This window comes from Serratia sp. L9 (assembly GCF_050632285.1).
Taxonomy (GTDB): domain Bacteria; phylum Pseudomonadota; class Gammaproteobacteria; order Enterobacterales; family Enterobacteriaceae; genus Chania.
In genome coordinates, this window is sequence record NZ_CP192591.1 from 1,423,280 (window position 1) to 1,444,856 (window position 21,577).

The following is a 21,577-nucleotide window of genomic DNA, read 5'->3' on the forward strand; positions in this document are numbered from 1 at the left end:
TCGTCCGCCGCTGATTTAACGGCGTGCTGAGGGGTATTTGGCGTAAAATGTGCGCTTCTTGCCGCTATTATTGTGGTTTATTGCAAAGAGAGGCTCAGGTGGAACAGTTTGATGTTGTCGTCATTGGTGCGGGTGCCGCAGGGATGTTTTGTGCTGCTCAGGCAGGGCAACTCGGCTGCCGGGTGCTTCTGCTCGACAACGGCAAAAAGCCGGGCCGCAAGATCCTGATGTCCGGGGGTGGGCGTTGTAATTTTACCAATATGTACGCCGAACCGGCGGCTTACCTCTCAAGCAACCCACATTTCTGTAAGTCGGCATTAGCGCGATACACCCAGTGGGACTTTATCGATCTGATCAATCGTTACGCCATTGCCTACCACGAAAAAACGCTGGGTCAGTTGTTCTGCGATGAGTCCGCGCAGCAGGTTGTCGATCTGTTAGTCAAGGAGTGTGAACTGGGTCAGGTGACCACCCGCCTGCGCAGTGAAGTCCTCAGCGTAGAAAAAACAGATAAGGGTTTTGAGCTGGCGCTGAATGGAGATGTGGTGAGTGCTCACTCACTTGTTGTGGCTAGCGGCGGGCTTTCAATGCCCGGCCTGGGGGCTTCCCCGTTCGGCTACCAGTTGGCGGAGCAGTTTGGCCTCAAAGTATTACCCACCAGGGCAGCTTTAGTGCCTTTTACTCTGCATAAACCGCTGCTCGAGCACTCTCAGGCGCTTTCCGGCGTCTCGGTTCCCGCAGTGATCACTGCGGAAAGTGGTACCTGTTTCCGCGAAAGCATCCTGTTTACCCACCGTGGTCTGTCTGGCCCGGCAGTTCTGCAAATTTCCAGCTACTGGCAGCCAGGTGAGTTTGTAAGCATTAACTTACTCCCAACGTTAGATCTGGTGGCCTTCCTGAATGAGCAGCGGCAGGGGCACCCTAACCAAAGCCTGAAAAACACCTTGGCTCTGCACCTGCCGAAACGCCTGGTGGAATTGCTCCAAGAGCTCGGGCAGTTGCCGGAAGCCACATTGAAGCAGTTAACCCCGACGCAGCAGGCCGCTTTGGCCGAAAGTTTGCAAAACTGGCGTGTGCAACCCAACGGCACCGAAGGCTACCGTACCGCAGAAGTGACATTAGGCGGCGTGGATACCAAAGAGCTGTCTTCCAAAACCATGGAAGCCAGCAAGGTGCCGGGCCTGTATTTTATTGGCGAGGTGGTGGATGTGACCGGGTGGTTGGGGGGTATAACTTCCAATGGGCCTGGAGTTCTGCCTGGGCTTGCGCGCAGGCGTTGGCTGCCGCACAAACCCAATAATGATGCCGATGGCCGGTATTCTTATCGGCATTTGCGGTGGTGTGTGAATGCTTGGTCGCCCTCTTTTGACAGAACAGGCAAAGAGACTATACCGGGAGCATTTTGCGTCGTGCAGCGAAACGGCGATCGTGGGCTTTTCCGCTAATCGAATGGAAGGCTGGCGGATTCTGGTCAGGACAATTTCGTATTCAGTAAGTATCTTCTTGACTACTCAAACCGCTTCAGAAATTGAAGATAACCGTCATTTTCCCTGTATTGCCACAGGGATGAAGCCTGCGTAATACGCTGAGAAATTTTGTGCTACTCCAGTAAAAATGGAATAGCGCAGGAATCAACCTAAAAATGTTTTAATGCCGGAACCTCTGGATAATCAATATGAAAGTCTTGGCTATCTTTATGCAATGTGACCTACATCAAAGCGTTGTCCCTGAAAAAATCTATCTTGTTAGAGGAGATTTGCTTGGTCTTAGGGTTGTGCTGTCTCCGTTATGAGTAGATAACACACGCTAACATATTGTTTATTATTCATATCTTGGTAAAAATAAGCTTTAGAGGAATGTAGTCATGCCATGGAATCATGAAATTCAACAGGCGCTTACCTTGTTGCAGGCATGTCAGCATCGTCATGCTGATAATTTACCTTGCCCTGCCAGGGGTGATGAACCCAACGCTGTTGGCACCTGTGCAGAAAAAATTATGCCGTCGATTATCCTGTTGAATGCTTTTGCCGATGTGCTGCCGCAGCACCAGGAATTACATCGACTTGGCATAATCTTGGAGGCTAAAGGTCTGATCAAAAAGCTGGAACCCGGCGCAAGCTACAGCCAAAGTGCGCTAGATTATTTGAGCGCTCAAGTGGCATCATAAATTCAGCTATGGCTGGATGGCGCGTATTGCAATTAATATTGTTATCTGGATTTCTTCTTAATAATATTTCATATGTGATGATGAGATTGGATAGATATATTATTTAGCAAATTAATAAAACCCGTTCTTAAAGACTCAATAAATTAATATATCCTATGAATTTCAAGTTATAGCCAAGCGGCCAACTGGTGCATCTCCTGGAGTCAGTGACTGGGGCGATAAATCTGCCGGGAAAATTCGGTCAGGAACCAATTTGAATGCCGCCAGCGGCAGCCGGTAAGGAATATGATTTTTAACAGATCTGAACGCTGTATGCAGCGGCCTGACAGGGCCAGCTCCACGGATGGACCTGGCCATTGAGTGCGGATAGCAACGCTGCAGCTTGCAAGGCGACGGGTATAGAGCCAGCCGTCCTGTACTGGCCTTTTGATATTGGCGATTTCATCCCAATCCCATCTGACTCAGCAGCATTTTATTCAACTCAGTGCTTTTGTTGACATTCAGTTTGCGCATCGCTGAGCGTTTATGTGAACTGATGGTCTTTTGGCTGCGATGCAGCATATCAGCGATAGTCGAGGCCGACATCCCGGTGCTCATCAGTTTCAACACTTTCTTTTCACAACTGCTGAGTCTGGCAATCCGGCACCGTTGGCAATAGTAAAGGCCACTGGCATGCAGCGAAGCCCAGGGATGATGGCCAAAATGTTCCACCGCCAGCCGCAGTTTCTGGCGCACCATAGCAACAGAATCTTCCCGGTTAATGCTGAATTGCGCCGGGCTTTTAAGCGTACAACACTCTTTTTCATCGAGGATCATGACCGTCATTTGCCGATGGTGTGGCGTTTGATAGGCGCTATGATAGCAGCGGGCGCAACCCCAGCGCTCCTCCTGAGAACGGAAAATAATCTCAATGTTCTCAACGGCTTTGAGTTCCACGGGCGTCAACGGAGAATAAAGCCGATAGCATTCATTCAAAGAGTCGTGAAAATCCTTTAAAACGTGCAGTAGCCCCTGTTGAAAGAAGTTATTACTGTCTAACAAAGTGAAACGGATATTAAGCATCATTCTTCCTTAAAGCGCATGTCTTCCGGGAACAGTCGCTGGGCTTCAAACAGTAAATCTATTGCCCGTTGCGGCTGCAGTAATAATCGACTGACCAATATCAGGTTGAAGTAAATATTGGCCTCTGGCCGTACGCGGATTTCATTTTCTGCCCACCGCTGATATCCCCGCAGTGCGGCAATATCCTTTGATTGCGGGTATTGCAGTAACTGATGAAGGTGGATATCGAAGTCGTATCGCGTCTGCCAAGGGGTGGGCGTAATAACGCGCTGCAGGGTATCGAAAGGTTTTAACCCTTGTTTTTCGACGGTGTTAATAATCAGAGCGCTGTGCAGACCGTTGACCATATAAAGAAGAGTGAGCAACGATAGGCCGCCGGCAGTAATGCGTGCGAACCGCTGTGTTCCTGCGGCCCGCCGATACGTGAGCCGTACGTCGCTGACCCGCAGGATCACCAACAGGAAGATGGCGTGTGCGGCGGAAAGGTAAAGCGGGTATTCCACCATCATATGCAATGCAATCGGCAGCATGGCGATCCAGGGCGCAGGTTCTCGCGGGAACCGCAGGCGGCGGCGCAGCAATCGCCATAACCCGAGCCCAAGTAGCGCTATCCCCAACAGGCTTGGCAGGCCGCCTTCCACCGCCCAGAGCAATAATTCGTTATGGGGATGAGAGAGGTTGAAACTCAACGGCAAATCAGGTTGTGTCAGATGAATATGATGCAGAAACTGATATTGAAAACTGCCGTAACCCCAACCCAGTAACGGTTTCCCCACAGCATTACCCAGGCTTCCTGCCAGCCGATAAGCCGGTAACTGAGGGTTGAAAAGGTCGTGATCGCGCGTGGCGCTCCCTTGATCTCAATCATCAGTAACGCGGCAAGCACACCGGCCAGGATCAGCAACGCGGCCAGAGCACAGCGGGGGCGGGAAACACGGTACATAATCGCCAATTGCCAGGGTGTGAGCAGGACAAAAGCCAGTAACCCAATACGCGAAAATGAGATGAGCAGCAGAAAAGGAGCCATCAGCAGCATCAGGCCGCTCAGCCATTGCAGATGTCGGCTGGCAGGACCGCATTGCAGATAGAGCGCCAGGGCCAGCCCGCAGGCCATAAAGCTGGCCAGCATGTTAACCTGCTGGAAAATACCGTAAGGAATGGCGTTATCCGGCATTAGCCAGAAGTATTGCAGCAGTGCCCAGCAGCCTTCGATGACGGTAGCTGCCAATAGCAGGACCAACAGCCGATGACGCCACTGGCGGTTCAATGGATATTGCAGCAGGGAAAAATAGGCAGCTACGCCAACCGACAGCCCGATAAATCGGGGTAACGCTTCCCCGAAATAAGGCGCTTTGGTCCATAACAGCGGTAATAACAGAATGACCGCTCCCAACGCCAGGTAATTAAAAAAGTGTGACCCAGCCAGCGGTGGCCGTGCCATTACCAGGGTTACCAGGGTAATAACGGCCAGCAGGATGACCCCCACCATATTCCAAGGTAAATAAAATCCACTACCGCCCCGATTAGGCCAGTAAATGTGCATGGCAAAAACAAAATAAAACGTCAGCAGCCCGAATAACCAGGCTGCACTCTTATTTGGCATAATAACGCTATCCTGCGAAGGATTTTTTTACTGATAAGCCAGTACGAAATTGGCCACAGAACTGAATTCGCCTTCGGTAATGGTTCGGTTTTTTATTGCTGAAGGATGCCCCTGAACGTAAGCGGAAAATTTCAAGGTGGTGGTGCCCGTTTGTATTGCGGTTGCATCCGTGGCCTGATTTAAATTGATTGCTGTCCCTTTAGCGTCAAACAGCGCTATCGCGGCACCATTGGTTCCGTTGTTAATGGCCAGTTTACCCGGTAACTCACCATCCTCAGCGCCGCTAAAGGTAACGGTGACCGCATTGAAAACATTGGTTTTGCAATCAGTTAGCACAATGCTGAACGGCACCGGCGTGGTGTGCTCATAACGGTAAAGGGTTTTAATGATCACCGTTCCCATATCCACCAGTTGATCGGCAGATTGTGAGTCGATATTGCAAGGGCGATTAACCACGGTGCCGAAGAAATCAATTTCTTTATCATCGGCATTGGCCTGCAGGCAAAATAAACTGGCAATGCTGAATAAGGCTGTCAGGAATAGGTGATTTTTCATCTTTCCCCCCGTTAAATATAGTTAATCAGCAAAATGAGCGTCTTTTTAAAATCGCCTTCTTGTCCTTCACCTGAAGCTTGTAGAGAGGCGGTATAGGATTTCTGCACCTGATCTTTGCCGGTCATATCAGCAAAACTGTCGAACTGATTATATTTAATCCATTTGGGGTTGGAGTTGTCGTAAATACGCATTGTTGATCCGTTGCCCATATCCAGGCCGGTGGTATCGACCAAGGAGCCGTTTTTCACCATAAAGTTGGCATTCAGGCTGAAATTATCGCTACAGCCATTTTTGCGGATGATCACGGTGAAATCTTTGCTGGCGACCGTACCTTCACCGGCGCGCCAGGAAGGGATCTCGCCAAAATCCACCCCTTCCGGCGTGGTCAACTCCACGGAGGCGGAACACTGGATCACCTGGATCTTGTCCATCCCGGTCAGGGTAAACCGGTAGTTTTTGCCCGGCTTGTTGTTGATCCCCAGCACCCCGTCGAGCTGGAATACCGAAATCTGGCTGGCACCGCCGGTGGTAATATCCCCGGTTTTTTGCAGATAGACCTGATAGTTGACGTGGCCGAGCTGTGGCTTGTCTGGATAACGGAACATATCGGTCTGTGCTTTGGTGTTCAGTATCCCCAAATCAACCCCGTTATAAATGACCCCCATGGAAATCCCAGCGGCAATCTGCCGTTCATCGGGATTGGGATAGAAGTAAACCCATTCGCCACCGGGTACGCTGCTATACCCCCAACACATCACATCACGGCTCATCGGTTGTGAGGTCCATAACCGGCTGCCCATCGGCAAAGTGGCGGGGATTTTCAACTGGCCAATATCTTCGTTCTCTTCGGTGATGCCACTGGAAGTATTTAGATGGCATTCCAGTGCCTGCACGCTGAATGAAGCGCTCAGGCAGGCCAGCAAGGTCAATGTACGTTTATAAGTAAACAATCTGGACATGAACGATGCCTCCAAACCGGTTTGCCTGGGTGTATCTCTGCGTTGATTCCAACTGGGCGCTGAACCATAACGTATTGTTGCCTGGCTGTAAGATGTAGGGCCGGCTTTGCTGATTAAGCGATAAGATCCGGCCTTGATCGTCTTTCAGGCGCAGGCCCACCCCTTGTACGCCTCCATTGAGCTTCAGCAGGCCCGGGTTATGCACATCGCTGTCACCCAGAAAAACCAGCGTGGCGGCCTGTTCACCCTGTAAATAGAGGCGCGTAGCTTCGCCATCCCGCTGCCCGGTCGGGCTCGCTATCACCGCCCGTGCTCCCAGCAGGCAGTTACGAAACGACAGACGGAAACGAACTGGCACGCTTTGATCCCCCGCATGCTGGAAGGTTGCCGCGTTAACTTCACCCAGGTCGATCGCCTGATCCTGGCTGTCTGGCGTCAGGCTGCAGGGAGAAGTCAGCAGGCCGCCGTAAAAACTGACGGTGCCGCTGGTGCCTTCAATAGCCTCAAGCATCGAAACCGCCTGCACACCGTTACTGCCAAGGAACAGCAAGGGCAATAAGGTGGCCAGCAGTCGGGGCCGCAAGCGGCTAGCGGTAAATACTTCCATGCCGTTTCTCCTTATTTATCAGCGTCTGGTGCGGCGTTGCACAGATTGCCATTGCACTGAAAACGCAGTTCCGGGTGGCCGCCGTAGTCATTGATATACGTCACGACAAAGCTGTTGAGGTTGCTGTCGCGCAGTTTCACGGTTTCACTGGATTTTGGTGCCAACATCATGGCCTGGAAATCGTCAATCGCGCCGCCCCCTGTTTCTGGCTAGCACGGGCCATGCCGGTGAGAGTGATGTAAAATGGCGTTGGATTTTCAATCGTCATGCCATTGGCGCTTTTGCGGAACACCAGTTTCTCCTGCCAAATCTGCCCTTTAGGGACCACGATGGCTTGTGGCCGGTAGAACAGCTTGATCTGGGTCTGCAATGCCAATTGCATCACGTTGGTTTTGCTGCTTTTCGGCGGGATCTCACGCAGGTTGAAATAGAACAGGGTTTCGCGATCCTGCGCCAGACGCTCGGCGCCAGCAGTCTTGGTGATACGCACCACGCTGCGCTCACCGGCCTCCACCCGCTGCAACGGTGGTAATACCACCAGAGGGGCGGTGATTTTCTGATGCTGTTCATTTTCCAGCCATGACTGGGCAAGGAATGGCAATTCTTTGTTTTCATTAATCACGTTAAGGCTGATGGATTTTGCGTCACCCACATAAATCGCACGCGTACGATCCAGCGATATCGCTGCATTGGCGGCGGGCAGGGCAGCCATCAAAGCCAGGCTGACAACGGCTGTTTTTGCTACCACAGACTTATTCATACTCATCAACTCTCATAGTGTTGTTACGGATTACAGTTTGCTGCATGGCAGCAGCAGTAGGTCCAGCGGCTTGGCGGTGCCAGGAATGGTGATACGGCACTGGCGCTGACCTTCCCAGGCGACGTCCAGTTTCTCTTCCGGTTGCACGCCGGTCAGGTACACCGACCCTTCATCACTCACCACCGCCATTTCACGGCCATTTTCATTCAACACCGCGGCACCAAACGGCGGCTCAGTGCCATCGGCCAGTTTGATCACCGCCAGTAGTTTGCTGCCTTTCACCACTTCAAAACGGCGATAGCCAATGGCCCCTTCGGTCAATGTGCCTTGAACCACGGAGCGGGTTGCCTCTACGTCATCCGCCAGTTTATTGACGTCAATTCGCGTATCGGTGTTGTAGTAGCTGGTGATGTCTGAAATAACCGCCAAACCCAAACCGTTGCTGTAGGCGCGACCGTTATTGATAGGTACCCCGGCGATACCACCGGTATCCAGCATCAGGCGGGTGCCGCCATTGCTGGAGTTCTGATGCGCCGCGATGCCGTACCGGGTGGCGGTAATGCCACTGCGGAAGGTGCCGCCCACCGAAGAGTAGTTATCCTGCTGATAAGAGGCGTTGGCATTGAGCGACCCGAAGGAGGCATTGTGGGTGTAATAGCCACGTGCCAGAGGTTTGCCGTCCTGGTTGAAGCCACTGCTGAGCTGCCAGGTATTGTTCGGATCGGTATAGTCGTTATAAGAGGCCACCTGAGTGACATCGCTGTTATTGGTTTGCAGTGAATAACCTATGCGGCGGCGATCGCCGATCGGCACGGTAAAGTTCAGCATGACGCTATCGTCGGTTTTGCCATGATAGGTGGTACGAAACGCTGCCAGAGACGCCGTCACGTTATTGAAGTCGGCAATGCTGAACATTTTGCTGGCAGAAAGCCCATAGCGATTCTGTGCACTGGCATCCCAATAGGTCTGGTGCGAATAGGTCAGATAGGCGGTGATCGCTTTGACGCTGTCTTGTGCCATAAAGGTTTTGCTGGCGGTAATGGTATACAGCTCTTTTTCACGCCCGCTGTACTGATCTTCATAGTTGTTGTAACGCGTCTGCAGATACTGCGCCATGCTCATGAATTTGCGCTGAGAGAAGCGATAACCCGCGAAGGTGATCTGGCTGTTGTAGTCGTCAAAACGCTTGGCATAATTGACTTTGAATGACATGCCAGTGGCCGTTGGTTCATCTGGCAGGCGTGCGAAGGACTGGGTCATGTCTACTGACATGGCACCAAAGATACTGAGATCTCGGCCCAGGCCCAGCGCCCAGGCGTTGTAGTCACCGGCCAGCAATGCACCGCCATACAGCGACCAGGCATTGCTCATCCCCCAGGAAAAATCACTGGCTGAGAAGAATGGCCCCTGCAGGTTATGGTTATAGTTGGAAGGGCGGCCCAGCGCGATGTTATAGCGCACATAGCCAGGACGGGTCAGATAAGGGATGGTGGCGGTATCAACCTGGAAGGTGGATATGCTCCCGTCCTGCTCTTCAACCCGGACTTCCAACCGGCCACGTACCGAACTGTTGAGATCCTGGATCACAAACGGCCCGGCTGGCACCGTCGTCTGATACAGCGTGCGGCCTTCCTGTAAGACAGTCACTTTTGCGTTGCTTTTGGCAATGCCGCGCACTTCAGGCGCGTAGCCCTGCAGGCTCGGCGGCAACATGCGTTCATCGCTGGCCAGGTTTATCCCGGTGAAGCGGTAAGAATCGAAAACGTTGGAGTTGAGGAAGACCTCTCCCACGGTCAGTTTGGCGGCCTGCATCGGCAGAGCGCGATAGGCATAAATCTGGTTCCAGTCGAAATTATGGGTGCGCTCGCCAGCCTGCTGATTAAAATTGCTCTGATAATCACCACGCAGACGCCAGGAGCCGAGGTTTGCCCCCACGGTGCCGTAGCTACTGAAGTTTTGTGACGTATTGCCGTTATGGCTCTGCTTGCCAACCTGCCCACTGACGCTGTAATCCAGTAACAGGCCAGGGATACCGTCATCCCATTGTTCCGGCGGCGTCCAGTCAGGATCGGAGTATTTCATCCAGGCCTGCGGAATGGTGATCGCCAATACGCCACCGCCAATGCGATCGGAAATGGTTGCTCCTTCGATGGCGCTGATATCGGCACATTGGCTGTCATGCCACAGGGTGACCTTTTTCGCGGCACTCTCTTTCAATGCCATTTTCTCAATCAGATCTGGCGGCAGGCAGACTTTGCTCTTTTTATCTGCTGTTGGCAGGTATTGGATGCTGCGCTGTGGCAGCGGTTTCTGGTTGAACTTGATATCCAGCAGATAGGTGCCGGGCATGACGTAATTGGCATCTGAGAAACGTGATAAGTCCACTTTGCTACGATCGCCGATATCCAATACGTCGGTATTGAATTCCGTATCTGCAAAGACCGGATGCCCACAGAGGAAAGATAGAATGACGATAGTTTGTGTTTTTTTCCGTGTCATTAATGACGTCATAGAATAATCACTCATGGCAAATCCGCGCCTGATAACAGGTCATCCGTACGACCTGGATACGTAATCTGGTGTCCTTCAGTGCGTTCACGGCACTGGCAGAAAATAAAACTAAAGATAAGACAGGGTGAATTTCACCAAAGAGTTGAACCCGCCAGCCCGTGCATAATCTGGGTGGAGTTTCAGCTGCGCGCTGAAGCTCAATCTGTTGTGGCCGTCAACCAGCAGATAATCCGCCGTGCTTTTGCCCAGAGGTAATCGGCTTCCCTCATCGGTGAGTAATTCGATGGCAACTCCCTTGGCATCACCGGAGATCGCCAATAATTCGGGTTCTTCGTTATCTGGCATGCCATCAAAAACGACGTTCATTGCGCGGTAGAAAAACCCGGGTTTTACCTGGCTTGCCAACGTGCAATTCACCAGTTCGATTTGAAAATACTGGCGGCTGCTGATGAGTAACGGCTCTGAACCAGGAGCCGCATCGGCCATCGACATCAGGCCAAAATCAATGGTTTGATCCAGGCTGTTACTGGCGATCCCACAAGGGGTCTCCACGATCTCTCCCCCAGATGCACGATGCCAGAGCCTTGATCCTTTGCTGCTACTGTGGCGCTGCAGGCACTGAGTGTGACAAGCAGCACCCCCAAAACCGGGCTGTCATGTTGGCATCTCCCTGTTGTGGCCTGTTCTCTCGCTGTTAGCCTTCGAGCGTCATGCGGGGGATGCCGGGCAGGCATCCCCATCGGGGTCTTACTGGTAAGCCAGGGTGAAGTTCGCCACGCTGGTGAAATCACCCGGTTCGACTGCGCCAGACGCGGTGCTGCCTTGCAGGTAAGCGGCGAATTGCAGCGTGTTGTTACCGGCCAGCAGAGTGGTGGCATCCGTTGGAACGCCGTTCAGATCCACTTTCTTGCCAGCACCGTCAACCAGTTGGATACCTGCACCTTTCGCCAGACCCACCAGGCCCAGCAGGTCGTTGTTGCCTTCCACTGCGGTACCGGTGAAAGCGACTTTCACGGTTTTCTGCGTGGCAATATCACAATCTTTTAACTCAATGCTGAATGGCTGTGAGCTGGATTTGCCCTGGTTGGCCAGTACACGGCTGCTGATCTGGCCCATTTCGATGGTTTGATCTACCGATTCCGGCGCTACGCTGCATGGTGCATCAATAATGTCACCGTTGAAGGTTACGGTACCGCTGCCCTGGTTAGATGCGGCCTGAGCAACAGATGCAGTAGAGAAAGCAATCACAGTTGCCAGCATTAATTTATTCAGTTTCATTTCTCAATTTCCTGTAGAGATTATTTAAATAAAAAGAAGAACACATCTAAATCACCTGCGATAACCGCAACGTCATGTCACTGCTACCGCAGTCGGAGCCGCTTCCCTGGGCTCGGGCAATACACGACCTGCATAATTCAGCTATGAATTACGCAAGACGTTGTTAGGCATAAAAAGCCGCCTGCATGGAATGCAAAATATGAATATCACCATAGCGTCCTGCTGGGAATATTCTTGCAAATAAATGAGGCGATTGAAAACCTGTTTTATTAAATAACATCATATTCAGAATATAAAACCAAATATAAATAGAAATATATAATCCTGAAAATCAATAGATCGTATACAAACATATCTTAGTATAATTAACTATAAAAAATATAATATGCGAGATATTAGATCGCAGAATCAACTTGTCACGCTACAATTCGTAATATCGTGTGGCTGTAATTCTCTTCGGATAGCGGATCTTCTGATGTGAATACAAAACCGAAAATCAAATTTAACTTATTGTTTTTAATGTGAATTCAATGAATAAAACACTCTGATAGAGCTTCATGAATTTCTTCTTATTTAACAAAGTGATAACAATTTCGAGTTTTGAAAATTATTATTTATCTCTGGTCATAGTAGTAGCAAATCTAATAGATTATAGGTATGGGATTGTTCTGAGGAAAATTGTTTTCCACAATATTTTTAGGGGTGAGGTATTGTGGCTTGAGAGCATTGATAGCGGAACCTGGTCTTGCCTGTAGAGTCGCGTGCGCTATAAATGTTGCATTCAAAATAACTTTTTATAGCCAGAGGTTGAAAGGGTAAAAACGGTGATAAATAACTTTTCGTGAAAAAATTTTCACGGAAAATTCTTAATGAATTTATGTGAAAAAGCGGAGGTACCAAGTTTGGAAAGGATTATTTCCCTTAAGTCTATTTATCTGCAGGGCGATGGTTGAAGCAGTTTTTTTAATTGATTTGCCTGCTGCGCTGCGATTGATCTCCAGGCTCGGGCCTAGGGGCAACCCAAAGTCTGCAAAAGTCGCCAGTATATTTTGTCCGTTTTTGTGATGCCAGGCGGCCCCAGTTGATGCCGCCGGATAGGGAACTCAAGAGTAACAATCAGGAGAAAAACCATGGAACAGACGCCACTAACATATGAAGTCAGGAAGTTACATATGCTAAACGTGTTACAAGGTTTGTGTTCGGAGCGTAGGGCTCCAGACATGATGCAGGAGCCGCCACCACCGGAGCAGTGGCCGAAAACGCGGGAATTGGCGGATAGGTGCGGTGAAAACATTTATGTCACGCGCACGCTGCTTCTGGCATTAGAGAAGGAAGGCAAGGTTCGTTGCACCCATCGCAGTATTAATAACTCTTTGCGCTGGTATATCAGCATCGAACGGGCTGGTCTGAGAAGTGAGTGAATTTTTAGTCATTAAAATTCAATTTGTTACGCTGGCTTTAACGGCGGTTCAGTCGGCTAACACCAGCAAAGGCATTCGCCTGCGCGTTTTTTCATAACACAAAGCTCCCCTTGCAGAAAACCTGAGAGGGGAGCTTTGCGGCTATTGTTGCAGCAACGCGATACTTTGGCGGATCTCGCGCTCGATATCGCCTTCTGTCCATTGATTCAGTTGTGAAGAGAACGGCTCAAAGGAGTAGATGCCCTGATAGCCGAGGCGTTCTAGATTCTGTACCTGATTACGGCTCGCCAACCGGTCTTTATTACTCAGCATAATACGTTGCTCATCGGTCAGCGCACCTTTGACTCGCGGGTCTTCAACGCCGGAAAGATGCACCAGGCCAATGTTTTCAACCTGGATTTGTGAGTCAAAATCCTGCTGAGGTACATCGCTCAGATAGTGATGGAAGGTATCCATCACTATCTTGTAAGGTATGCCGGAATCGCCAATGATTGCCTGTGCCAGTAAGGAAGAGCGCAGAGAACTGAGACCAAAACCCAAAGGTTCCACATAACCCTCGACGCCGTATTGCTGGAACAGCGGTGCCAGCAACTGCAGTGCAACCAGCGTATCTTCTCTTTTTTGTGCCTCGCTGCGCCGGTCATCCGCGTTGCAAGAGGGGCACATTACCAGCGCCTTGCAATGGATCGCTCTGGCCTGCGCCAGCAACGCTTCGGCATTTTCCATCAGCCTGGATTTATCTTTCAGCAGATTGAATATCCCCAGAGCGTTAATGGTAACGATCTCGATGCCATATTCCGCCGCTAATGCATTCAGCCGTTCTGTGCTCAGGTTATCGGTCACTTTGCCGCCCGGCATATCGTTGCGCAGCTCAATTTTGCTGAGCCCGCAGTTTTTTACCAGGTGCAAAAATTTCTCCAGCGTCAAATTGGGGGCAATCTTACGGTTGATACAAAAACGCTCTAAGGCAATGGCCATGGTGCATCCCTCCAGGGTTCGCTGATGGCAGTTTTCAGGATTTGCCATGCTCTACCGGCGCGGGGTTCACTTCCTGCTGTGGTGGCTGGCGATAGCGTTTCGCCATGACGACGTCCTCCATTCTTTCCAGCGATACCCCTTTGGTTTCCGGAATATAGCGGCCGATAAACCAATAGCTGAACAGGCAGCAGGCGGCAAATATCCACATCGGGAAGGCACCATGGAAGGTCGAGAACAGATAAGGTTGGTCATTGATCATTGGGAAGCTTTGCGATACCACAAAATTGGCCAGCCACATACAGCCGACGGCAATACTCATCCCCTGAGAACGCATCCGGTTCGGGAAGATCTCGGAGACCAGCACCCAGGCACCCACACCCCATGACATGGCGTAAAACACCATAAAGAACAGCATGCCAAACAGCGCAAAGTAACCGGTAGCCTGGGTATACAGGGCATAAGAGGTGATCAGCAGGCCGACAATGGTGCCCAGAGTGCCCCAGCGCATCAGTGGGATACGGCCCAGGCGATCCATCAGCATCGCGCCAATCACCGAACCGACCAGCTGTAATACGCCGATCCAGATGGTCTGGAACAGGGCTTCCTGTGCATTTTCGGTGACGGTCTTCAGCACCACAGGGGCGTAATACATCATGACGTTAACCCCGGTGACCTGCTGCAGCATGGCTATCATGCAGCCGACAAACAGAATAAAACGCACCCGCACATCACCGTAGTTGAGCTTTTGCTTATGATTCTGCTCATCCTGACGAACCGATTCCTTTATCTCTGCCAAGACGCTTTGTGCATGCTGCGCGTTTGAGACCCGGGTCAGCATGGCCAAGGCCTGATCTTCACGACCCACCATCACGCTCCAGCGAGGTGATTCCGGGATAATGAAAACCAATACGCAGAACAGCAGGCAGGGGATAACGCCGGAAGCGAACATCCAGCGCCAACCCATTTCAACCAGCCATGCCTCACTGGCCATGCTGGCAATTTTGAAGTTAACGTAAAAAATCAGGATCTGACCAAATACGATAGCGAATTGCTGCATGCTGAGCGCCCGGCCACGCATATCTTTTGGCGAAACTTCTGACATATACATTGGTGAAACGGTGGCGGCGATCCCCACCGCCAGGCCGCCGATAATGCGATAGATAACAAACCAGGTGAAGGTCGGGGCAAGAGCAGAGCCAACGGCAGAGAGGGTAAACAGCAGCGCTGCCAGCATCAGGGCTTTTTGCGGCCAAAGCGCCCGGCCAGCGGCCCGGCGGCAAATGCCCCCACCACACAACCGACCACCACGTTGGAAACGGCCCAGCCGGTTTGTGCCGGGCTGAGATCAAAGTAGGTTTTAAGGGCTTCGATTGCGCCGGAAATCACGGCGGTATCATAACCAAACAAAATGCCACCGAGTGCCGCAATCCCGCAGATACGCAGAATATACCCAGTATTGTGTTTACGCTGATGTGACATAGGTTGCTCCGATTTTTATCCTGGCCTCTGCTCACCGGGTGACTTGTAGGGTTGGGGCAGAGGGGTGAACCGTGCCTGTCTCGAGTTGTTCTTCTCTGAACAAGAACATTTATTTCATATTTAGTGAATAATGAAATATTGATTTTTAGATCCAGTTCAAAAAATTCACTATAATTAAGTGAAAGAGCCACCACAACCCGTGTCGCTGACAGAAACATTGTCTCGCTCATTGCCCAATCAATTTTCGTATATAAGTCAGGGGTTATTGCATTGGTTTGTGCCCAGGCTGGATAACGTTGCTGTGCGCTGATCCGCGTTTAAAGCGCTATCCGGCAGAGTAAATTTGCGATCGCTGGCTATAAAAACAAATTTTCTAAAATATTTTATTTGAAACTTTTTTTCAATGAAATAGAGTTTGCTTCATCTGGTCAGGATTTAGCCTGCCTGCGAGCCTCAGCCTGCGGGGGGATAAATGCCACGATAGGTGGCGGTGCCGGAATTGAGGCGATAGCAGACTTAAAAGAGGGTGAGAGATGAAAACCGTGGGTAACTTTATTGGTGGGCAGGTTTGCCTGAGCAGCAGTAATCAGACCGTTGACGTGCATAACCCGGCAACCGGTCAGGTTGAACGCTGCGTAACACAAAGCACCGCCGCCGAGGTGAAACAGGCTATTGATGTTGCCCATCAGGCGTTTACCGGCTGGGCGAATACCACGCCGCTACGCCGGGCACGCATTATGTTTAATTTCAAGGCGCTGCTGGAACAGCACCGGGAAGAACTGGCGCAGTTGATCGTCAGCGAACATGGCAAGGTTTACTCCGATGCGCTCGGCGAACTGACCCGAGGCATGGAGGTGGTGGAGTTTGCCTGCGGGATCCCGCACCTGATTAAGGGCGAATATTCTGCGGATGTGGGCACCGGAGTCGACAGCTTCTCGCTGATGCAGCCGTTGGGCGTGGTGGCAGGCATCACCCCGTTTAACTTCCCGGCGATGGTGCCGATGTGGATGTTCCCTATCGCACTGGCCTGCGGTAACACTTTCGTGCTTAAACCCCCGGCGTTGGTGCCTTCGGCCTCGGTGCGCCTGGCGCAGCTGCTGAAAGAAGCCGGTTTGCCAGACGGGGTGTTCAACGTGGTTCATTGCGGTAACGAAGAGGCATCGCAATTGTGTACCGATCCACGGATCCAGGCGGTGAGCTTTGTCGGCTCTTCTACCGTGGCGGAGCATATTTACACGACTGCCAGTGCGCATGGCAAGCGCGTTCAAGCCTTTGGTGCCGCGAAGAATCAGGCGATAGTGATGCCGGATGCGGATCTGGATGCCACGGTCAACGCCTTGATGGGCGGTGCATTTGGCTCTGCGGGTGAACGTTGCATGGCGCTACCGGTGGCGGTGGTGGTGGGGGACAGCACGGCAGATAAACTGATCGCCAAACTGAAACCGCTGATTGCCCAACTGCGTGTTGGCCCCGGAATGAAGCAGGGCGGTGAGGAAAATGAAATGGGGCCGCTGGTTTCCTCCGCCCATCAGAAAAAAGTGCTGGGATACATCGATATTGGCGTGGCAGAAGGCGCGACGCTGGTCGTTGATGGCCGCCATTATCAGGTAGCGGGGTATCCACAAGGTTATTATGTTGGCGGCACCCTGTTTGATAACGTGAAGCCCGACATGCGTATTTACCGCGAAGAGATCTTCGGGCCGGTGCTGGGTATTGTTCGCGTAGCGGATTATCACACCGCCATCGAAACGGTGAATAGCCACGAATTTGGCAACGGTAGCGCCATTTTCACCAACAATGGCCATTATGCCCGCCAGTTTGTCCATGAAGTTCAGGCAGGGATGGTGGGGGTTAACGTACCGGTTCCGGTGCCGATGGCTTTTCACAGTTTTGGTGGCTGGAAACGTTCGGTATTCGGTGCGCTTAACGTACATGGCAGTGATGGTGTGCGATTCTATACCCGCATGAAGACCACCACCGCGCGTTGGCCAACCGGGCAGCAAACGGTATCTGAATACAGCATGCCTACGCTGGGCTAAACCTTCGCCAAGGCAGGGCGGTAAAGATGGTCAGTTACCACTAAGCGGGTCCCTCTCCTTCGGGGAGGGATCATGGGGAGGGGAAAACGGACCCAGTAAAGCTCCCGCCCCGGCCTCTCCCAAACGGAGGCGGCGTTACTGTTAACAGGGTATTCATTAATCAGGCGTTGTTTTGCTTAACTGACCTGCATTCGGCAGATGTGGCCGTTATTTCATGGGTATCGCGGCCATTGCGGCTTGAAAGACGACGGGGTTAAAAAGGAGAATTGTTATGTCTTCACTGCTTTCCAAATGCCAGCAACCGGATGCCCAGGGGCTGATACAATCCATCACCCCGGAGAATGCCCACTGGCGTTATGTCGGGTTTGAGGCCTATCGGTTACAGGCCGGGCAATCGTTACAACTGGACAGCGGCGATAACGAGCTATGCCTGGTTCTGGTAGCGGGGAGGGCTTCTGTGGCAACTTTGCATGCGCAGTACCCGCAGATTGGTAAGCGCATGAGCCCGTTCGAGCGTACTCCCCCTTATGCCGTTTATGTGCCACACCACGATCGGGTTGAGGTCACGGCAGAAACGGAGCTGGAATTGGCGGTGTGCAGCGCCCCCGCTAAAAGCCATCTGCCTTCACGCTTGATCACCCCGGCAGAAGTAGGTGTAGAGCGGCGGGGTAAAGGCCGCAACCAGCGGTTGGTACATAATATCTTGCCGGATAGCCAGCCAGCGGACAGCCTGCTGGTGGTGGAGGTCTATACCGACGAGGGGAATACCAGCTCCTACCCGAGCCATAAGCATGATCAGGAAAATTCACCTAACGAAACTTACCTGGAAGAAACCTACTATCATCGCCTTAACCCTGAGCAAGGGTTCTGCCTGCAGCGCGTTTATACCGACGATCGTTCACTGGATGAGTGCATGGCGGTCTATAACCGTGACGTGGTGAAGGTCCCGCGTGGTTATCACCCGGTAGCCACCCTGGCTGGGTATGATAGTTACTATCTCAATGTCATGGCCGGGCCGGTACGCTTGTGGAAGTTTACCTGGGAAAAAGATCACGCCTGGATCAATAGCGAGAGTTATTGAGGCGGGGGCGAAACAGTGATGGCGCAACAAGGGCTGCGCCTTTTTTCTAGCAGCGAATCAGAGGTCTTTCGCATTGTTCAAGGCCAAAGATACCGCCAGCGTTTGTGCCAGGCACATTGAAGCGACCTGCGAGCGGAACCCATCGACCTGGGCTTCGCGCACCACAAAACAGACATCGCTGAAGGCGGCTAGCGGGCTGACCTGGCTGTCGGTAATGGCGATCTGCTGCGCCCCCTGCTTGGCCCCCAGTTCCACCAGTTCTACGGCTTCTTTGGCATAAGGCGAGTAGCTGATGGCGATCACCACGTCTCTTGGCTTCACCATGCTGAGCTGTTCGGTAAACATCCCCCCAACCCATCGATCAGGAACGCGCGCCTTTCCAGGTGGCGCAGGGCATAGGTCAGGTAAGAGGCCACGCTGAACGAGCGGCGCAGGCCAATCACGTAAATATTATCCGCGTTATTCAGCAGTTCTACCGCCCGATCCAGCTGTTCTGCGCTGGTTTGCATCGCCAATTGCTGCAGCGCCTGCGCATTAACCATCGTGAAGACGTTGAGGATTTCCGCTGGTTTTTCCGGGGCGACGCTATCGTCGGTAGAAGTTTGGCGGAACAGACGCGCACGTTCGGTGTAGTTTACCGTCTCTTCCATCAAGTGCTGGCGGAAGACCTGTTTCATTTCGTTAAAACCGCTAAAGCCAAAGGCATTGGCAAAACGGATCAAGGTAGAGGGCGGCACGCTGGCCTGTGCGGCAATGGAAGCAACGGTATCAAAAGCAATGCTGTTACTGTTATCCAAAATGTAACGCGCCACCTGTTTTAAACGCTTGCTCAGCGTTTCATAGCGGCGGCGGATCTCGTCTTGTAACAGCGAAAGTTGAGTTGGGTTATTCATCCATTCGGCTCGCAGTATTGGCTGAAGCGTATCGGTTTATACGCTTGAATTATTGTTTGTTCATTCTATCAGATGGAGTGGAAATTTCATTTCATCAAAAAGCGATTTATTCCATTACACCTTGCGTGAGTTCACAGAAAATCGGCAAAAAAATCCCCTTAAAGCGGAGAAAATCACCTTAAGGGGGAATTGAGACGTGATCTATTTTGCAACAGATCAGGGGCGATACTGCCGCCAGAAACCAATCAGTGCCAGGTATTTCCGTTTCACCTGTTCGATTAGCCCGGCGTCGTCTATTTTACCCTGCAACCAAAGGCGCGAAGGTGCGCCAAAAATGGTGCGGCCAACCGCGAAACCCTTCACCCAACGGGCATCTGCGGCAGCGGCAAAACCGGCTTTCAGGGTGTCTTCCGGGCAATCCAAACCAAGGATTAGCACCCCGCGGCAGAAAGGATCATAGGTTTCAATCAACTCCCCTACTTTCTGCCAGTTGGCAGCGCTCAGCGGCGGCAGTTTCCACCAGTCTGGCTGTACTCCCAACTGGTAAAAATGCTGCAATATCTCCAGATAGTTACGCTGATCTTCGTCGGCATTGCCTTCTGGTAAAATCACCTCCAGCAGCAGCTCATGGCCCGATTTACAGCAGCCACGATAGATATCAAGGATCAGTTCATCCTGCTCATGGCGCAATGCTTCGGCATCTTGCGGGTGGTAGAACACCAGGCATTTCACCACATGCTCCTGCGGCCAATCGATCAACTGTGAACCAATATTGCCGTGTTCCAACCGCAAAGGGCGGGAACCGGGTAATTCCACCGGGCGGCCAATCCACCAACCCTGGCCGGTAATGGCATTCAATGCCGGTTGGCCATAGGTGGTATCCGCCAGAATACCGCTGTTGCCCTGGAGCTTGGCCTCATCCGCGGCGGCCTGGGCTGCGGTTAACAGCAGGGTTTTTAACTGGGGTATGCGTTCGGTGCTGGCCCCGGCTTCCTGCGCCATCTCCACCAGTTGTTTACGGTGATCAAAGGCAAAGACGCACAGCTCAGGCCACTGTTGTTTACGCGTGGTAACTCGGTGCAGATGATTCAGCCGTGCATCGCGATCCGGGCGTTTCACTGCCTGTTCACGCAGCAGGTAGTCGTCCAGCTCCTGTTTGGTCGGCATTGCCGGGGCGCAACCGTGGCGCGATACCACCAGTGCGCCACAGGCATTGGCATAACGGCAGGACTGATCCCAACCTTCATCATTGAGATAACCGCGCAGCAGGCCAGACATGAATGCATCCCCGGCACCGAGTACGTTGAGCACTTCAACCCGAACCCCTGAATGCAGTTTAACCTGCTGCCAGCTTGCCGGGATCTCACTTTCAAAAACCGAGCACCCTTGTGCCCCGCGTTTGCATACCAGAGTGGCCTGGCTCACCTGGCGCACATTTTTCAGCGCTTGCAAGGTATCGGTGCTGCCACCGGCGATATGGAATTCTTCTTCGGTACCCACGATCAGGTTGAAATGGTGCAGAACCTCCTGCAACTCGTGGGTGACCTTCTGCGACTCAACAAAGCGGGTTTCGCCATCCCCTAATGAGGTCAAACCCCAAAGTACCGGCCGGTAATCGATATCCAGTGCGGTACGCAGCCCATGGCGGTGGGCATATTCCAGCGCTTTTAGCACCGCTGCGCGGGTATTGTGATGGGAAAGATGCGTGCCGGTGATCGCCAAAGCGCGTGAAGAGGCAATGTAGCTTTCATCAATATCTTCGGGGGTGAGGGCCATGTCGGCGCAATTCTCACGGTAGAAAATCAGCGGGAAGGTTTCCTGGTCCTTGATACCCAGGATCACCAGGCCAGTCAGCCGTTGCCGGTCGGTAATCAGGCTTTGTGTGTCGGCCCCGACACGCTGGAGTTCTTCCCGCAGGAAGCGCCCCATATGCTCATCCCCGACACGGGCCAGCATGCCAGACTTCAAGCCCTGGATCGCCGTGCCATAAGCCACATTGCCGGAAGAGCCGCCAAGGTATTTGGAGAATGTGCTGGCATCTTCCAGGCGTGCACCAATCTGTTGAGCATAGAAGTCGACGGCAATTCGCCCAAGGCAAATGACATCAAGCCGCTTTCGTTGTGTAGCCATACCCGTTTCCTTATGTCATTAAGCAAAACCCGATTGCGACCCGATAAAGGAGGT

Annotated in this window: 15 protein-coding genes and 4 pseudogenes; 5 read left to right on the forward strand and 14 right to left on the reverse strand. The window is 52.1% G+C overall.

Annotated features, from left to right (window positions below; all coding sequences use genetic code 11):
* The first annotated feature begins 98 nt into the window (after positions 1-98).
* Together ACQ86O_RS06655 and ACQ86O_RS06660 are read left to right on the forward strand one after the other, a co-directional pair.
* Positions 99-1,300: pseudogene (locus tag ACQ86O_RS06655) on the forward strand (NAD(P)/FAD-dependent oxidoreductase).
* A 564-nt stretch (positions 1,301-1,864) separates the two neighbouring features.
* Positions 1,865-2,167 carry a hypothetical protein gene (locus ACQ86O_RS06660; RefSeq protein WP_431224595.1) on the forward strand — a complete coding sequence of 101 codons (303 nt, stop codon included), beginning with the start codon at positions 1,865-1,867 and terminating at the stop codon, positions 2,165-2,167.
* Between the two features lie 441 nt (positions 2,168-2,608).
* On the opposite strand, the gene ACQ86O_RS06665 is transcribed toward ACQ86O_RS06660, so the two are convergent.
* The 10 genes and pseudogenes from ACQ86O_RS06665 to ACQ86O_RS06710 form a co-directional block, all read right to left on the reverse strand.
* Positions 2,609-3,232, reverse strand: a complete 624-nt coding sequence (locus ACQ86O_RS06665) for a LuxR C-terminal-related transcriptional regulator (protein ID WP_431224596.1) — start codon at positions 3,230-3,232, stop codon at positions 2,609-2,611.
* On the reverse strand, positions 3,229-4,005 hold the full coding sequence (locus ACQ86O_RS06670) for a Wzy polymerase domain-containing protein (RefSeq protein WP_431224597.1): 777 nt from the start codon (positions 4,003-4,005) through the stop codon (positions 3,229-3,231). The genes ACQ86O_RS06665 and ACQ86O_RS06670 overlap by 4 nt, the downstream gene beginning before the upstream one ends.
* Complete coding sequence (locus ACQ86O_RS06675) at positions 3,936-4,832, reverse strand: pilin glycosylation ligase domain-containing protein (protein WP_431224598.1); 897 nt, start codon at positions 4,830-4,832, stop codon at positions 3,936-3,938. Before ACQ86O_RS06675 ends, ACQ86O_RS06670 begins: the two co-directional genes overlap by 70 nt.
* Before the next feature lie 27 nt (positions 4,833-4,859).
* The gene (locus ACQ86O_RS06680) at positions 4,860-5,387 is read right to left on the reverse strand and encodes a fimbrial protein (RefSeq protein ID WP_431224599.1); all 528 of its coding nucleotides are present in this window, start codon (positions 5,385-5,387) and stop codon (positions 4,860-4,862) included.
* Between the two features lie 11 nt (positions 5,388-5,398).
* Positions 5,399-6,346, reverse strand: coding sequence for a fimbrial protein (locus tag ACQ86O_RS06685; RefSeq protein WP_431224600.1), 948 nt, complete (start codon positions 6,344-6,346; stop codon positions 5,399-5,401).
* Positions 6,324-6,953 (reverse strand): fimbrial protein, encoded by a 630-nt coding sequence (locus ACQ86O_RS06690; RefSeq protein WP_431224601.1) that lies wholly within the window; start codon positions 6,951-6,953, stop codon positions 6,324-6,326. Before ACQ86O_RS06690 ends, ACQ86O_RS06685 begins: the two co-directional genes overlap by 23 nt.
* 11 nt (positions 6,954-6,964) lie before the next feature.
* Positions 6,965-7,665: pseudogene (locus ACQ86O_RS06695) on the reverse strand (fimbrial biogenesis chaperone).
* A gap of 78 nt (positions 7,666-7,743) precedes the next feature.
* Positions 7,744-10,239 (reverse strand): fimbria/pilus outer membrane usher protein, encoded by a 2,496-nt coding sequence (locus tag ACQ86O_RS06700; protein ID WP_431224602.1) that lies wholly within the window; start codon positions 10,237-10,239, stop codon positions 7,744-7,746.
* A 93-nt stretch (positions 10,240-10,332) separates the two neighbouring features.
* On the reverse strand, positions 10,333-10,776 hold the full coding sequence (locus ACQ86O_RS06705) for a fimbrial protein (protein WP_431224603.1): 444 nt from the start codon (positions 10,774-10,776) through the stop codon (positions 10,333-10,335).
* A gap of 195 nt (positions 10,777-10,971) precedes the next feature.
* Positions 10,972-11,502, reverse strand: coding sequence for a fimbrial protein (locus ACQ86O_RS06710; protein ID WP_431224604.1), 531 nt, complete (start codon positions 11,500-11,502; stop codon positions 10,972-10,974).
* A 1,130-nt stretch (positions 11,503-12,632) separates the two neighbouring features.
* Here ACQ86O_RS06710 and ACQ86O_RS06715 point away from each other — a divergent pair.
* The gene (locus tag ACQ86O_RS06715) at positions 12,633-12,923 is read left to right on the forward strand and encodes a FaeA/PapI family transcriptional regulator (RefSeq protein ID WP_431224605.1); all 291 of its coding nucleotides are present in this window, start codon (positions 12,633-12,635) and stop codon (positions 12,921-12,923) included.
* Between the two features lie 141 nt (positions 12,924-13,064).
* On the opposite strand, the gene ACQ86O_RS06720 is transcribed toward ACQ86O_RS06715, so the two are convergent.
* Together ACQ86O_RS06720 and ACQ86O_RS06725 are read right to left on the reverse strand one after the other, a co-directional pair.
* Positions 13,065-13,901: a TIM barrel protein gene (locus ACQ86O_RS06720; protein ID WP_431224606.1), complete on the reverse strand. Its 837-nt coding sequence runs from the start codon at positions 13,899-13,901 to the stop codon at positions 13,065-13,067.
* Positions 13,902-13,935: 34 nt separating this feature from the next.
* A pseudogene (locus ACQ86O_RS06725) lies at positions 13,936-15,380 on the reverse strand (sugar porter family MFS transporter).
* A 533-nt stretch (positions 15,381-15,913) separates the two neighbouring features.
* Between ACQ86O_RS06725 and ACQ86O_RS06730 the strand changes: the two are divergent.
* Both ACQ86O_RS06730 and iolB read left to right on the forward strand, forming a co-directional pair.
* Complete coding sequence (locus ACQ86O_RS06730) at positions 15,914-17,419, forward strand: CoA-acylating methylmalonate-semialdehyde dehydrogenase (protein WP_431224607.1); 1,506 nt, start codon at positions 15,914-15,916, stop codon at positions 17,417-17,419.
* A 271-nt stretch (positions 17,420-17,690) separates the two neighbouring features.
* On the forward strand, positions 17,691-18,500 hold the full coding sequence (iolB, locus tag ACQ86O_RS06735; RefSeq protein WP_431224608.1) for a 5-deoxy-glucuronate isomerase: 810 nt from the start codon (positions 17,691-17,693) through the stop codon (positions 18,498-18,500).
* 57 nt (positions 18,501-18,557) lie between these two features.
* On the opposite strand, the pseudogene ACQ86O_RS06740 reads toward iolB, so the two are convergent.
* A pseudogene (locus tag ACQ86O_RS06740) lies at positions 18,558-19,393 on the reverse strand (MurR/RpiR family transcriptional regulator).
* Between the two features lie 216 nt (positions 19,394-19,609).
* Complete coding sequence (locus ACQ86O_RS06745) at positions 19,610-21,523, reverse strand: bifunctional 5-dehydro-2-deoxygluconokinase/5-dehydro-2-deoxyphosphogluconate aldolase (protein WP_431224609.1); 1,914 nt, start codon at positions 21,521-21,523, stop codon at positions 19,610-19,612.
* Positions 21,524-21,577 lie beyond the last annotated feature (54 nt).